At 73.0% G+C, this 13,234-nt stretch carries 10 protein-coding genes; 2 read left to right on the plus strand and 8 right to left on the minus strand.

Going from position 1 to position 13,234, the window contains the following annotated elements; genetic code table 11:
• Positions 1 to 4 precede the first annotated feature (4 nt).
• The 8 genes from AB7F12_RS26355 to AB7F12_RS26390 all read right to left on the minus strand — a co-directional run bounded on the left by AB7F12_RS26355 (position 5) and on the right by AB7F12_RS26390 (position 8,014).
• Positions 5 to 1,267 carry a VOC family protein gene (locus tag AB7F12_RS26355; RefSeq protein WP_428497589.1) on the minus strand — a complete coding sequence of 421 codons (1,263 nt, stop codon included), beginning with the start codon at positions 1,265 to 1,267 and terminating at the stop codon, positions 5 to 7.
• Entirely contained in the window at positions 1,264 to 1,803 is a 540-nt protein-coding gene (locus AB7F12_RS26360; RefSeq protein WP_428497590.1) for an RNA polymerase sigma factor, read from the minus strand. The genes AB7F12_RS26355 and AB7F12_RS26360 overlap by 4 nt, the downstream gene beginning before the upstream one ends.
• A 57-nt stretch (positions 1,804 to 1,860) precedes the next feature.
• Positions 1,861 to 2,913: an alpha/beta hydrolase gene (locus tag AB7F12_RS26365; RefSeq protein ID WP_428497591.1), complete on the minus strand. Its 1,053-nt coding sequence runs from the start codon at positions 2,911 to 2,913 to the stop codon at positions 1,861 to 1,863.
• Between the two features lie 141 nt (positions 2,914 to 3,054).
• Entirely contained in the window at positions 3,055 to 3,738 is a 684-nt protein-coding gene (locus AB7F12_RS26370) for an SDR family NAD(P)-dependent oxidoreductase (protein WP_428497592.1), read from the minus strand.
• On the minus strand, positions 3,735 to 4,577 hold the full coding sequence (locus tag AB7F12_RS26375; RefSeq protein ID WP_428497593.1) for an SDR family NAD(P)-dependent oxidoreductase: 843 nt from the start codon (positions 4,575 to 4,577) through the stop codon (positions 3,735 to 3,737). Before AB7F12_RS26375 ends, AB7F12_RS26370 begins: the two co-directional genes overlap by 4 nt.
• Positions 4,578 to 4,610: 33 nt before the next feature.
• On the minus strand, positions 4,611 to 5,111 hold the full coding sequence (locus tag AB7F12_RS26380) for a (2Fe-2S)-binding protein (protein WP_428497594.1): 501 nt from the start codon (positions 5,109 to 5,111) through the stop codon (positions 4,611 to 4,613).
• 1 nt (position 5,112) lies between these two features.
• Positions 5,113 to 7,428, minus strand: a complete 2,316-nt coding sequence (locus AB7F12_RS26385; protein ID WP_428516949.1) for a xanthine dehydrogenase family protein molybdopterin-binding subunit — start codon at positions 7,426 to 7,428, stop codon at positions 5,113 to 5,115.
• A 103-nt stretch (positions 7,429 to 7,531) separates the two neighbouring features.
• Positions 7,532 to 8,014 (minus strand): Lrp/AsnC family transcriptional regulator, encoded by a 483-nt coding sequence (locus AB7F12_RS26390; protein WP_428497596.1) that lies wholly within the window; start codon positions 8,012 to 8,014, stop codon positions 7,532 to 7,534.
• Between the two features lie 133 nt (positions 8,015 to 8,147).
• Between AB7F12_RS26390 and AB7F12_RS26395 the strand changes: the two genes are divergently transcribed.
• Together AB7F12_RS26395 and AB7F12_RS26400 are read left to right on the plus strand one after the other, a co-directional pair.
• Positions 8,148 to 11,543 carry an indolepyruvate ferredoxin oxidoreductase family protein gene (locus tag AB7F12_RS26395; RefSeq protein WP_428497597.1) on the plus strand — a complete coding sequence of 1,132 codons (3,396 nt, stop codon included), beginning with the start codon at positions 8,148 to 8,150 and terminating at the stop codon, positions 11,541 to 11,543.
• Positions 11,544 to 11,624: 81 nt separating this feature from the next.
• On the plus strand, positions 11,625 to 13,058 hold the full coding sequence (locus AB7F12_RS26400; RefSeq protein ID WP_428497598.1) for an FAD-dependent oxidoreductase: 1,434 nt from the start codon (positions 11,625 to 11,627) through the stop codon (positions 13,056 to 13,058).
• Positions 13,059 to 13,234 lie beyond the last annotated feature (176 nt).

The following is a 13,234-nucleotide window of genomic DNA, read 5'->3' on the forward strand; positions in this document are numbered from 1 at the left end:
GGCCTCAGTACCGGACCACCCAGAACGCCGCGCCCTGGTCGTCGGTGCAGCGCGCCGAGACGCCGTACCCGGCATCGGCAGGATCGTCGGCCGTCCCACCCGCGTCGCGGACCGCGGCGACCGCCGCCGCCACGTCGTCGACGACGAACATCGGCACGACCGACGCCGCGCCGGCCCCGCCGAGCAGACCCGTCGCCGGCGAGACGTCACCACCCGACGCCGAGACCGCCTGCCAGCCCTCCGGCACCCGGCCGGGGTGGAAACCCCAGCCCAGCACCGTGCCGTAGAACGCCCGCGCCCGGCCGGCGTCGGGGACCTCGATCGTCAGGTAGGTCAGCGCCGCGGCCACCGTCGTGTCGGGACGGGTGGAGCCGGGCGCCATCGCGAACACCGCGAACGGGATCCCCTGGTCGTCGACGCAGGTGGCGGTGCGGCCGAACCGCTCCTCGATGGGCTCCGCCGCGGTACCGCCCGCGGCGCGCACCAGCGCGACCGTCGCATCGACGTCCTGGACGGCGTAACAGCACATCGTCGTCGCCACGTCCTGCCCGCCGTGCATGCCCAGGTGCTGCGCCGTGCTGGTGACCCGGCGACCCTGCCCGGTGTGGTCGGGCTCCACCGACCAGCCCAGCACGGCGCCGTAGAACCGCTCCGCGGCGCCGACGTCGCGCCGCCACAGCGAGGCGTAGGCCACGTCGCCGACCTGCAACGGCAGCCCCGCGGCCGCCTCCCGCGACACCATCCAACGATGGCCGGCCGGGTCGACGACGACACCCCCGCGCCCGTACGGGGAGTCCGAGACGGGCCGCTCCAGCCGCGCGCCCAGCTCGACCGCCCGGTCGACGACGGCGTCCGGGTCGGGCACCTCCAGCCGCATCGACACGGAGGACTCGCCCCCGCGCGGGGCGACGACGCCCATCTCGGGGAACGGCTCGGCGAGCATCAGCACGCTGTCGCCGATCGCGACCTCGGCGTGCCCGACCCTGCCGTCGGGCATGACGATCGGGTCACCGCGGCGGACCGCGCCGAAGGCGTCGACGTAGAAGTCGAGCGCCGCCGCTGCGTCGGGCACCGCGATGTAGGGGGTGATGGAGTGCAGGGCGAGTGCGGCTCCACGGGAGATCGTGCTGGTCATGGCGTCCTCCCTGTCGGGACGGGGCGCGGCGAGCACCTCACGCTCGAGGCGGGCGCGCAGCCGCGCGGCGAAGGCCGGGTCGGGATCGACCGGGCGTACGGGTTCGTGGAGGGCGTCCAGCGGGTCGCTCATGCCGGGTCCCCTCCCGTGCGTCGCAGGTACGTGTGCCGGAACGCGGTGCGCGCCCGGGCGAGGACCGACTCGGTGGCCCGCTCGCTGCGGCCCAGCAGCCCGGCCACCTCGCCGACCGGCAGGCCGTCGAGGTAACGCAACGTCAGCGCCGCGCGGTGCAACGGGCTCTGCTCGCCCAGCACCTCGCGGGCCAGCAGCGCGTCGATCTCCTCGTCCCACGGGTCGGTCCCGCGCTCGGACCCGCCACCGTGCTCGGAGGCGACCGCGTACAGGCCCCGCTCCTCGCGGGCCGACGCCCGCCAGTGGTCGGCGAGCTTGTGCCGGGCGATGCCGACCAGCCAGCCCGTCGTCGGCCCGACAGCCGTCCGGCGACACTCCTGCACCGCGGCCAGGAACGTCTCCGCGGTGAGATCCTCGGCCAGCGTGCGCCGCCCGCAACGGGCGAGCAGATAGCCGTAGACCTCCGGTAGGGCGGTGTCGTACAACGCGAGCAGCGCGAGGCCCGGGTCGGGCCTGACCTGCTCGTCGCGGTTCACGACCCTTCCTCGTCCGGGGGCCCGCCCTTCCGTCGGTGGTTCACCCGATCGGCGTAGTCAGCCGCGTTCTGCGGCCCCGACGAACTCCCAGAACACCGGCTCCCACAGCTCCTGCTGCTCCAGGTGCGGGCTGTGCCCGGCACCCGGCACGATCTCCGTGCGCACGAACCCGCCCGCCGCGGCGTAGCGGCCCAGCACCTCCCGGATCTGGGAGACCATCGGCTGCGACCCGAAGACGTCGGCACCCGGCCAGCCGGGCACGTACCCGAGCTCGCCCAGCGTCCCGAGGTCCTGCATCGAGGTGTCGGAGACGACGGAGTCCTCCGCGCCGTGCGTCCACAGCACCGGCGGCTTCGGGTCGATGTCGACGACCCTGGTCCAGTTGCAGTACTTGGGGGACAGGGCGTTGATGATCCCCGTCGTGCCGGGAGCCGTGCCCGGCCAGTTCGGCGACGGCGTCGAGTCGCCCGGATAGTTGTCGACGCCCGTCACCGTCTTGAGCACCTCGGAGACGAGCAGGTCCTCCCGCGGCTCGGTGTGCGACTCCAGCCAGTACGCCGTGCGCATCACCGAGCGGATCGAGAAGGGGCTCTCGGTGGTGTCGTCGCCCTCGGCGATCCGGCGCACCACCTCGGGGTTGACGATGCCCCCACCGGAGCCCGCGTAGTCGGGGAAGCACGGTGTGCCGTCGGCGTGGACACCGCCGAACCCGTACGGCGACACCGGGTCCAGGAACGTCAACGAGGCGACGGGACGCGCGCTCGCGAAGTTGACGATCGCCGCGCCCGCCGTTGACCAGCCCAGCAGGTGCACGGGCCGGGTGATGCGCAGCGCCCGCAGCAGGGCGGCGGTGTCGTCGGCCCAGTCGGCGAGGCCGCGGGTCGCGTCCAGCGGCAGGTGCTCGGTGTCGCCGAAGCCCCGCATGTCCGGCGCGATGATCCGGTAGCCCTCGGGGGCGTTCGGGAACAGGTGCTCGAAGAACCGCCCCGTCGACAGGTTGCCGTGCAGCATGACGACCGGCACGCCGTCCTCGGGCCCGAACTCGACGAGGTGGACCTCGAGCCGGTCGGTGGGAACGACGACGGACCGCACCCCGGGCAGCAACTGCATGTGCCGCATCTTTTTGCCCGCGGCCGACGCGGTCAACCCCTCGTCCCGGCGCACGGGTCCGGCGAGGGCCTCCCGACTGCAGGAACGACGCCGATCCGGGACCGCACCGACGTCGCTCACAGGGGCTGAGCTGCGGAGACGTCAGCAAGCGCTCCAGGCGCCGTCGACGGGGAGGAGCACGCCGTTGACGTAGCGGGCGGCGTCGGAGATCAGGTAGGCCGCGGCGCCGGCGATGTCGGAGACCTCGCCGTGGTCGCCCGCCGGGACGCGGTTCTCCAGCCAGGCGCGCTGCTCGGAGTTGCCCAGGCGGTCGGCGGTCATCGGGGTGGCGATGATGCCGGGGCCGATGGCGTTGACGCGGATGTTCGACGGCGCCAGCTCGACCGCGGCGGCACGCACCAGCCCGGCGATGCCCGCCTTGGCCGCGACGTAGTGCGGCTGTCCGGCCACGGCGTGGGTGGCCGTGACCGACGCGATGGCCACGATCGCGCCCGGCGTGCCGGCCGCGAGCCAGCGCCGGGCGCAGCCGCGGATGCCGAGGAACGTGCCGCGCACGTGGACCGTCATCATCCGGTCCCACTCCTCGACCTCGAGGTCGACCAGCGGCGCGCGGCTGCGGAACCCGGCGCAGTTGACGAGCGCGTCGACCGGGCCCGCCTCGTCGAGGACGCGGTCCCAGGCGTGCTCGTCGGCGGCGTCGAGCTCGAGGATGCCCTCGGCCGGCTTCAGATCCGCGCCGACGACGTCCCAGCCCTGCTCGCGCAGCAGTGCCGCGGTGCCCGCGCCGATGCCCGATGCGGCCCCGGTGATCAGTACCCTGCTCACTTCGCTCCCTGTCCGGCGTCGACCCGCAGCACGGTTCCGGTGATCTGGTCGGCGTTGTCCGAGGCGAGGAACAGCACGGCGTCGGTGATGTGCTGGGCCTCGGTGCGCCACTTCTCGCCGGGCATGTTGCCTGCGGCGGAGAACATCTCGTAGGCGGCGTCGGGGGTCATGTCGACCTCGGCCGCGAGCCCCAGGACCATGCCCGAGCCGCGACCCTCTCCGGGCTTGATCGTCGCCGGGGCGATGCAGTTGACGTTGATGTCGAACTCGGCCAGCTCGAACGCCCAGGCGGTGGTGAGGCCCTCCAGGGCGTGCTTGGCCGCGACGTAGTGCGACAGCATCGCGTGTCCGGAGCCGGTGACGCCGGAGGAGATGTTGACGATCTTCCCGGCCCGGCGGCCGATCATCTGCGGCACCACGAACTTGGCGACGTTCATGTGGCCCTTGACGATCGTGTCGATCACCGCGTCCATGACGTGGGTGCGCATGTCCTGGATGGAGTCGAGCGCGGCGACGCCGGCGTTGCAGACGAGCACGTCGATGCGGTTGTCGAAGAAGCCCAGCGCCTTCGCGACGGCGGCCTCGACCTGGTCGACGTCGCGGATGTCGCAGGGCAGGGCGATGGCGCGGCTGCCGCGGGCCTCGACCTCCTCCACGGTCTCGACGAGCATCGCCTCGGTCGCCAGCGGGTAGATGTCGGCGATCGGGTCGGTGATGTCGAGCGCCGCGACGTTGGCGCCGGCGTCGGCGAAGGCGCGGGCGTGGCTGGCGCCCTGCCCCTTGCCGGCACCGGTGATCAGGACGTTCTTGCCTTCGAGGCCGCGCAGCACTGCGGGCATCGGCACCTCCGGGGTTGCGTTCGTGGGGGAAGGTCAGCGGGCGTGGCGGGCGGCGACCTCGCCCGCGCCGCCGTGCTCGGCCGCCCAGCGGACCGAGTCGACGATCATGGAGTAGCCGGTGCAGCGGCAGAGGTTGCCCTCGATGCCCTCGCGCACCTCGTCCTCGTCGGGGTCGGGGTTCTCCAGCAGCAGGCCGGTGGCGGCCATGACCATGCCGGGGGTGCAGTAGCCGCACTGCAGGCCGTGGCACTGCTGGAAGCCCTGCTGCACGGGCGACATCCGGCCGTCGGCGGCCAGGCCCTCGACGGTGAGGACGTCGGCCCCGTCGGCGGCCACGGCCAGGACCGAGCAGGACTTCACGGTGCGCCCGTTCAGCATCACCGTGCAGGCGCCGCAGTTGGAGGTGTCGCAGCCGACGTGGGTGCCGGTCAGGTTCCGCACGTCGCGCAGGTAGTGCACGAGCAGCAGCCGGGACTCGACCTCGTCCTCGCTCGTGGCGCCGTTGACGGTCACGGTGATCTTGTGGTGGGACATGTCAGTTCGCCTTCTGCTGCAGGACGCGCCAGACCTTCTGCGGTGTGCACGGCATCTCCACGTCGCGCACCCCGAGGTGGCTCAGCGCGTCGACGACCGCGTTGACGACGGCCTGCGGCGCCGCGGTGGCCCCGGACTCGCCGAGACCCTTGGCGCCCAGGGGGTTGAAGCTCGTCTTCGTGACGATGTGGTCGGTCTCGTAGCGGGGCAGGTCCATCGCCGACGGCAGCGTGTAGTCGACGAGCGTTCCCGTGGCGGGCTGGCCGTCGGCGCCGTAGCGGACCTCTTCGATCAGGGCCTGCGCGATGCCCTGCGCGACTCCGCCGTGGATCTGGCCGGTCGCCATCAGGGGGTTGATGACGGTGCCGCAGTCGTCGACGGCGACGTAGCGGGCGATCTTCACGAAGCCGGTGTCGCGGTCGATCTCGACGACGCAGCAGTGTGCGCCCGACGGGTAGGAGAGGTTCTTCGGCTCGAAGTAGGCCGTCTCGTCGAGACCGAGGTCGAAGCCGTCGGGCAGCAGGTGCGGTTTGAAGGAGCGGACGGCGACCTCGGCCATCGACACGCCCTGGTCGGGCGCGCCCTTCACGCTGAAGCGGCCGTCGGTGAGCTCGAGGTCGGCCTCGTCGGCCTCCAGCATGTGCGCGGCGATCGTCATCGCCTTGGCGCGCACCTTGCCCGCGGCCTGGAACACGGCGGAGCCGCCGACGGGCGCGCCGCGGCTGCCCATGGTGCCGATGCCCTCCTGCACGGTGGCGGTGTCGCCGTGGACGAGGCTGATGCGCTCGAACGGGATGGACAGCTCGTCGGCGACGATCTGGGCGAACGCGGTCTGGTGGCCCTGCCCGTGCGGGGAGGTGCCGACCTTGATCACGGCGGAGCCGTCGACGTTGAGCCGGATGTTGGCCGACTCCCACCCGCCGACGTAGCCGAACTGTTCGAACAGCGGCGTCGGCCCGAAGCCGCCCATCTCGACGAAGGTCGAGAACCCGATGCCCAGCAACGGTTTCGCGGGGTCGTCGCGGCGGGCGGCCTGGTCGGCGCGCAGGGCGTCGTGGTCGATGACCGAGAGCAGCTTGTCCAGCGCCCCGGGGAAGTTCGCCTCGTCGTAGACGATGCCCTCGAACTGGGTCGCGAACGGCATCTCCGCGGCCTGGACGAAGTTGCGCCGGCGGACCTCCAGCGGGTCGAGCCCCAGCTCGGCGGCCACGTGGTCGACGACCCGCTCGATCATGAACGAGGCCTCGGGGCGCCCGGCGCCGCGGTAGGAGCCCACCGGTGTGGTGTTGGTGACGACGGACCGGAAGCTCGGCGCGATGACCGGGATCTTGTAGCAGCCGCCCGCCATGAACGACGTGAGCGTCGGCAGGCCGATGCCGGTGGCGTCGGGCCAGCCGCCGCAGTCCTGGGTGATCCGCACCCGCAGCGCGAGGAGCTTCCCGTCGTCGTCGAAGCCGACCTCGACGTCGTGCTCCTGGGCGCGCCCGTGGACCATCGAGGTCATGTTCTCGCTGCGCGTCTCGACGAACTTGACCGGACGCCGCAGCCGCCTGGACAGCTCCGAGGTGAGGATGAACTCGGGGTAGCACGACGCCTTGGCGCCGAACCCGCCGCCGACGTCGGGGGCGACGACGCGGACCTCCTGCTGGGACAGGCCGAACATCGCGGCGAGCTCGTTGCGGGAATGGTGCGGGGTCTGCGTGGTGGCCCAGAGGGTGAGGCCCGACGCCTGCCAGTCGGCGAGGCACACGGTCGGTTCCATGGGGACCGCGGCGCAGCGCTGGTTCTTGAGGTGGATCGCGAGTCGGTGCGGGGCCGCCGCGAGCTCGGCCTCGGCGTCGGTGGCCGAGAGGACCTGCTCGAGGACGACGTTGGACTCCAGCCCGTCGAGGATCGGGGTGGCGCCCTCGGCGGTGGCGGCCTCGACGCTCGCCATGACCGGCAGCTCCTCGTACTCGACGAGGACGGCCTCGGCGGCGTCGGCCGCGGCGTAGCGGTCGGCCGCCACGACGACGGCCACCGGCTCACCGACGAACCGCACCTTGTCCCGGGCCAGGCACGGTCGCTCCATGCCGGGGACCGAGCGGTTCGGCGGCAGGCCCTCCAGGTCGGCGTGGGTCCACACCCCGAGGACGCCGGGCTTGGTCACGGCCTCCGAGGTGTCGATGGCGAGGATCCTCGCGTGCGCCAGGTAGCTCCGCACGTAGACCATGTGGACGGTGCCGGGGAGCCGGACGTCGTCGACGTAGGTCCCTCGTCCGGTGAGCAGGGCCGGGTCCTCCTTGCGGACGACCGCCGCGCCAACCATCGATCCCATGCGGACCTCCCCGTCCTCGCTCCCGGCACACCGGCACCGGCGATCACGACGTTAGGAACCTAACGCCGTCCGTGACGGGGTCGCAAGGGCGGGCGCCCCGGCGTCAGCGGGTGCGGGTCGGCGCCCAGCGACCGGCCCGCACCAGCGGAAGCGTCCGGTGCGGGATGCGCTGGGTCAGCGCCATCTGCGATCGGGTCCGCACGACCCCGGGCACCGCGATCAGCCGCTGGATGACGTGTTCGAGCTCCGTGGTGTCGCGCGCGACGACATGGCACAGCAGGTCGCCGTCACCGGTGACCGTGTAGGCCTCGATGACCTCGGGGATCGCCGTCAGGTCCTCGACGACGGAGTCCAGGTAGCCCTGCGTCAGGTCGAGATGGACGAAGGCCAGCATCGAGTAGCCGAACGCGCGCGGCTCGACCGACGGGGCCAGCCCGGAGATCACGCCTGCCTCCTGCAGGCGCAGGAACCGCGCCGCCACCGTCCCGCGGGCCACGCCGAGGGTGCGGGCGTGCTCGCGCAGGCCGGCCCGCGGTTGCTCCAGCAGCAGCTGCAGCAGCGCCCGGTCGAGCTCGTCGAGGGTCATGGTCCGTTGGCCTCCCTGGTGCCGCTCCCGTCGGCCGTGACTGTACCGATGGCCCACCCGACCCGTATTGCTGCTGGACGTGTGCCCGGTCGGTTCCTAGCGTCGCGCCATCCGATGATGCGAGGAGGCGTCTGTGACGATCGTCGAACCCGGCCCGCTGGAGACGCTGGCCCCCGCCCGGCCCTACTCCCTCGACGACCGCTACGTCGCCGAGGACGGCGTCGTCCACATGACCGGGGTCCAGGCACTCGTCCGGCTGCTGTTCCAGCAGCGCCGCCACGACCGCGCCGCCGGCCTCGACACCCGCATGTTCGTCTCCGGCTACGAGGGCTCCCCGCTCGGCGGGTTCGACCTCGAGCTCGGCCGCCGCCGCACGCTCCTCGACGAGCACGGCGTCGTCTTCACCCCGGGCCTCAACGAGGAGTCCGCCGCCACCGCCGTGCAGGGCACCCAGCTCGCCGCCGTCGCGGGCGGGCTGCGCCACGACGGTGTCACCGGGTTCTGGTACGGCAAGGCCCCGGGCCTCGACCGCGCCAGCGACGCCATCCGGCACGCCAACCTCATGGGCACCCACCGCACCGGCGGCGTGCTCGCCGTCGTCGGCGACGACCCGGCCGCGAAGTCGTCGAGCGTGCCCTGCACGTCGGAGATGACGTTCGCCGATCTCGCCGTCCCGACGCTCTACCCGGCCGAGCCGGCGGAGGTCGTGACGCTCGGGCTGCACGGCGTCGCGCTGTCGCGGGCCAGCGGGCTGTGGGCCGGCATGAAGATGACGACGGCCGTCGCCGACGGGTCCGCGACCGTCCACGTGGACCGGTTCGGAATCCGGCCGGTGATGCCGTCGCCGACCGACTTCGAGCACACCGTGACCGGCCGGCTGCTCCAACCCACCCTCGGCCCGCTGGAGCGCGACCTGCACGGCGCCCGCACCGAGCTCGCCCTGCGCTACGCCGCCGCCAACGGCCTCAACCACATCCCGGTCCGCACCGGCGACGACCGGATCGGCATCGTCGCCGCCGGCAAGACCTGGCTCGACCTGCGGCACGCCCTCGACGTCCTCGGCCTCGACGACGACGAGCTGCGCCGCCGCGGCGTCCGGCTGCTCAAGCTGGGCATGATCCACCCCGTCGAACCCGGCATCGTCACCGAGTTCGCGTCCGGCCTGCGCGAGATCGTCGTCGTCGAGGAGAAGCGCGCGTTCCTCGAGACCGCGGTCAAGGACATCCTCTACGGCTCGGTGAACGCGCCGATGGTCCGCGGCAAGTCGCTGTTCCCGCCGCACGGCGAGCTCGGGTCCGACGACGTCGCCGCCGGCCTGGCGACCGTCCTGTCCGACCTGCCGTCCGTGATCGCCTGGCAGGAGGCCCGGCGCCCGGCGCGACGCGGGCCCGTCATGCTGCCGCTCGCCGCCACCCGCACGCCCTACTTCTGCTCCGGCTGCCCGCACAACACCTCGACCGCCCCGCCCGAGGACTCGCTGCTGGCCGCCGGCATCGGCTGCCACACGATGGTGCTGCTCATGGACCCCGAGCAGGTCGGCGAGGTCATCGGGCTCACCCAGATGGGCGGCGAAGGCACCCAGTGGATCGGGATGTCGCCGTTCGTCGAGGCCTCGCACCTCGTGCAGAACCTCGGCGACGGCACCTTCCACCACTCCGGGTCGCTCGCGATCCGCGCGGCCGTCGCGTCCGGGGTCAACATCACCTACAAGCTGCTGCACAACGGGACCGTCGCCATGACCGGCGGGCAGGACGCCGTCGGCGCCCTCGGCGTCCCGGCCATCACCCGGCTGCTCGCCGTCGAGGGCGTGGCCCGGACGATCGTCACCACCGACGAGCCCTCGCGCTACCGCGGCGTCCGTCTCGCGCGGGGTGTCGAGGTCTGGCACCGCGACCGGCTCGAAGAGGCCCAGCGTGTGCTCGCGGCGATCCCCGGCGTCACCGTGCTGATCCACGACCAGGAGTGCGCGGCCGAGAAGCGCCGCAAGCGCAAGCGCGGCAAGGCCCCCACCCCGTCGACCCGCGTGATGATCAACGAGCGCGTCTGCGAGGGCTGCGGCGACTGCGGGCAGAAGTCCAACTGCCTGTCGGTGCAGCCCGTCGACACCGAGTTCGGGCGCAAGACCCGGATCGACCAGTCGTCGTGCAACCTCGACTTCTCCTGCCTCGACGGGGACTGCCCGTCGTTCCTGTCGGTCGTGCCCGGCGCCGTCTCGTTCGAACAGGCACCCCACCTCGCCGCGGCCGCACTGCCCGAGCCCGTCCCGACCGGGCGCACCGACGTCACCGTGCGGCTCGCCGGGGTCGGCGGGACGGGCGTCGTCACCGTCTCGGCCGTCCTCGCGACCGCGGCGGTCATCGCCGGGCGTGAGGTGCGCGGGCTCGACCAGACGGGACTGGCGCAGAAGGGCGGCGCGGTCGTCTCCGACCTGCGGATCACCGCGACACCGGTGGCGTCCGCGGGCAAGCTCGGCGCCCGCGAGTGCGACCTCTACCTCGGCGCCGACCTCCTCGTCGCCGCCGACAAGGCCCAGCTCGCGGTCACCGACCCGGACCGCACCGTCGCCGTGGTGTCGACGACCCAGGTCCCGACCGGCGCCATGGTCACCGACCCGACCGTCGCGTTCCCACAGGTCGACGGTGTCGTCCGGCGGATCGCCGACAACGTCCGCGCCGGCACCTACCTCGACGCCCGCGGCCTGGCCGAGCAGCTGTTCGGCCAGGACCAGTACGCCAACATGATCCTCGTCGGCGCCGGCTACCAGATGGGTGCGCTGCCGATCCCCGCCGCCGCGATCGAGCGGGCCATCGAGCTCAACGGCGCGGCCGTCGCGACGAACGTCCAGGCGTTCCGGCGCGGCCGCCAGGCCGTCGCGGACCCGGCGGCCCTCGACCGCCTGCTGTCCCCGGCGGCCCAGCCGGTCCGCGATCTCGCGGGGATCGTCGAGCTGCGGGTCGAGGAGCTCACCGCGTACCAGTCGCAGTCCTACGCGGCGGACTACGCGGCCCTCGTGGAGCGGGTGCGGGTCGCCGAGGACGCCGCCGTCCCCGGCTCGACCGCGCTGGCCGAGGCCGTCGCCGTCAACCTCCACAAGCTGATGGCCTACAAGGACGAGTACGAGGTCGCCCGGCTGAGCCTGGACCCCGCGTTGACGGCGGCGGTCGAGGAGCAGTTCGGGACCGGGGCCAAGGTCGCCTACAAGCTGCACCCGCCCGTGCTGCGCGCGCTCGGCATGAACCGCAAGATCGCCCTGGGCCGCTCCGCCGGCCCCGCCTTCCGGGCCCTGCGCGCCATGCGCCGCCTGCGCGGCACCCGCTTCGACCCGTTCGGGGCGGCGGCGGTCCGCCGCGTGGAACGCTCGCTGATCACGGAGTACCGGACCCTCGTCGAGGGCCTGCTGCAGGACCTCTCGGCCGGCACGCTCCCGCGCGCCGTGGAGATCGCGGGCCTGCCCGACATGATCCGCGGCTACGAGGACATCAAGCTCGCGTCGGTCGCGCGGTACCGGGAGGCCCTGCGCGCCCTGTGAGTGACGACGGTCGCTGTAGCGGTCGTCGCCGCTCACGACCTAACGTCGGTAGGACACTGACGACGAACGGTAGGGGTAGGCGTGGACGAGGTCGATCTGGTCGTCGTCGGCTTCGGCGGTGCGGGCGCCGCGGCGGCGATCACCGCGCACGACGCCGGGGCGAGCGTCGTCGTCCTGGAGAAGCAGGCCGACGGCGCCCACACCCCGAGCACCCGCATGTCGGGTGGGCTGGTCATGGCCGTCGACTCCGCCGCCGACGGCGCCGCCTACCTCGACGCGTGCGCGGGCGGCATGGTCCCCGCCGACGTCACCGCCGCCTGGGCCGAGTCGGCCACCGATGTCCTGGACTGGCTGGGCAAGACCGCCGGGCTGACCTTCTCGCGCATCAACACCGCCGAGCACCCCGACCTCCCCGGCGCGTCCGGGGTGGGCGTGCACCAGCCGGGCGAGGCCGCGTTCCGGCTCGACCCGGCGGCCGGCGCCGGCGACGCGCTGTTCGCCGCGGTGGCCGCGGCCGTCCACCGACGTGGCATCGAGATCCGGTGGGGGACACCGGCGCAACGCCTGCTCGTCGAGGACGGGCGGGTCGTCGGGGTCTCGACGGCGGCCGGGCCGGTCCGCGCGCGTCGTGGTGTCGTGCTCGCCTGCGGCGGCTACGAGTTCGACGAGAACCTCAAGCGCGACAACCTCCGCGCCTACCCTGTGCACTTCTACGGCAACCCCGGCAACACCGGCGACGGCGTCCGCATGGCGCAGGCCGCCGGCGCCGGGCTGTGGCACATGAACACGATGATCGGCCGCGCGATCGGGCACTTCCCGCTCGACACCGCCGAGGGCGGCTGGCTCAACTTCATCATCGACATCGACCCGCCCGGCCACGTCATCGTCGACCGTGACGGCAACCGGTACGCGAACGAGACGATGCAGGCCCAGCTGTTGCACGGCTTCTACTACGAGATGCTGCGCTACGACTACGACCGCGCCGGGTACAGCCGCATCCCGAGCTGGTGGGTCTTCGACGAGCGGCGCCGCGCCGCGGGCCCGCTCACGCTGTCGCACATCGGGGCCGTGAAGGTCGGGCTCTACGACTGGAGCCCCGACAACTCCGCCGAGATCGAACGCGGCTGGATCGCCCGCGGGGACACCCCGGCCGAGGCTGCCGCGGCGGCGGGGATGGACGACCCGGAGGCGTTGGCGCGCACCGTCGCCGCCTACAACGCGGCGTGCGCCGACGGGGTCGACGAGTTCGGCCGGACCGCCGGCACGCTCGTCCCGCTCGACTCCCCGCCCTACTACTGCGTGCCGCTCTACCCGGGCGGGTCGAACACCTGCGGCGGCCCGGTCCGCGACGCCGGCGGGCGGGTCCTCGACCCCTACGACGTCCCGGTCCCCGGGCTCTACGCGGCCGGGGAGCTGGGCCAGCCGGTGGGCATGCTCTACCCGGCGGACGGCGCGAACCTGTCCGAGGCCTTCTGCTTCGGCCGGATCGCGGCGACGACGGCCCTGCACTCCTGACCGCTCCCTGCTCCGGGCGCCGGGGGGACTGCACGAACGGCGCAGCCGGGCAACTCGGGTGGTGTCTCGGGGTCGTCGCAACACCTTGATCGTGGAGGGTTGCGATGGCCCCGAGTGCCCGGCGAGATGTGGGATGGCGCAAGCCTGACCGGTTCACCACCTACGTTGCCCTGGTG

The sequence above is a fragment of the Pseudonocardia sp. genome (genome assembly GCF_050250275.1).
Lineage (GTDB): Bacteria > Actinomycetota > Actinomycetes > Mycobacteriales > Pseudonocardiaceae > Pseudonocardia.

What these genes read in the sequence shown, in the direction of transcription:
- AB7F12_RS26380 (WP_428497594.1), bottom strand. Translation starts at nt 5,111, where the DNA reads ATGTCCCACCACAAGATCACCGTGACCGTCAACGGCGCCACGAGCGAG.
- AB7F12_RS26385 (WP_428516949.1), bottom strand. Translation starts at nt 7,428, where the DNA reads ATGGGATCGATGGTTGGCGCGGCGGTCGTCCGCAAGGAGGACCCGGCC.
- AB7F12_RS26355 (WP_428497589.1), bottom strand. Translation starts at nt 1,267, where the DNA reads ATGAGCGACCCGCTGGACGCCCTCCACGAACCCGTACGCCCGGTCGAT.
- AB7F12_RS26375 (WP_428497593.1), bottom strand. Translation starts at nt 4,577, where the DNA reads ATGCCCGCAGTGCTGCGCGGCCTCGAAGGCAAGAACGTCCTGATCACC.
- AB7F12_RS26365 (WP_428497591.1), bottom strand. Translation starts at nt 2,913, where the DNA reads ATGCAGTTGCTGCCCGGGGTGCGGTCCGTCGTCGTTCCCACCGACCGG.
- AB7F12_RS26390 (WP_428497596.1), bottom strand. Translation starts at nt 8,014, where the DNA reads ATGACCCTCGACGAGCTCGACCGGGCGCTGCTGCAGCTGCTGCTGGAG.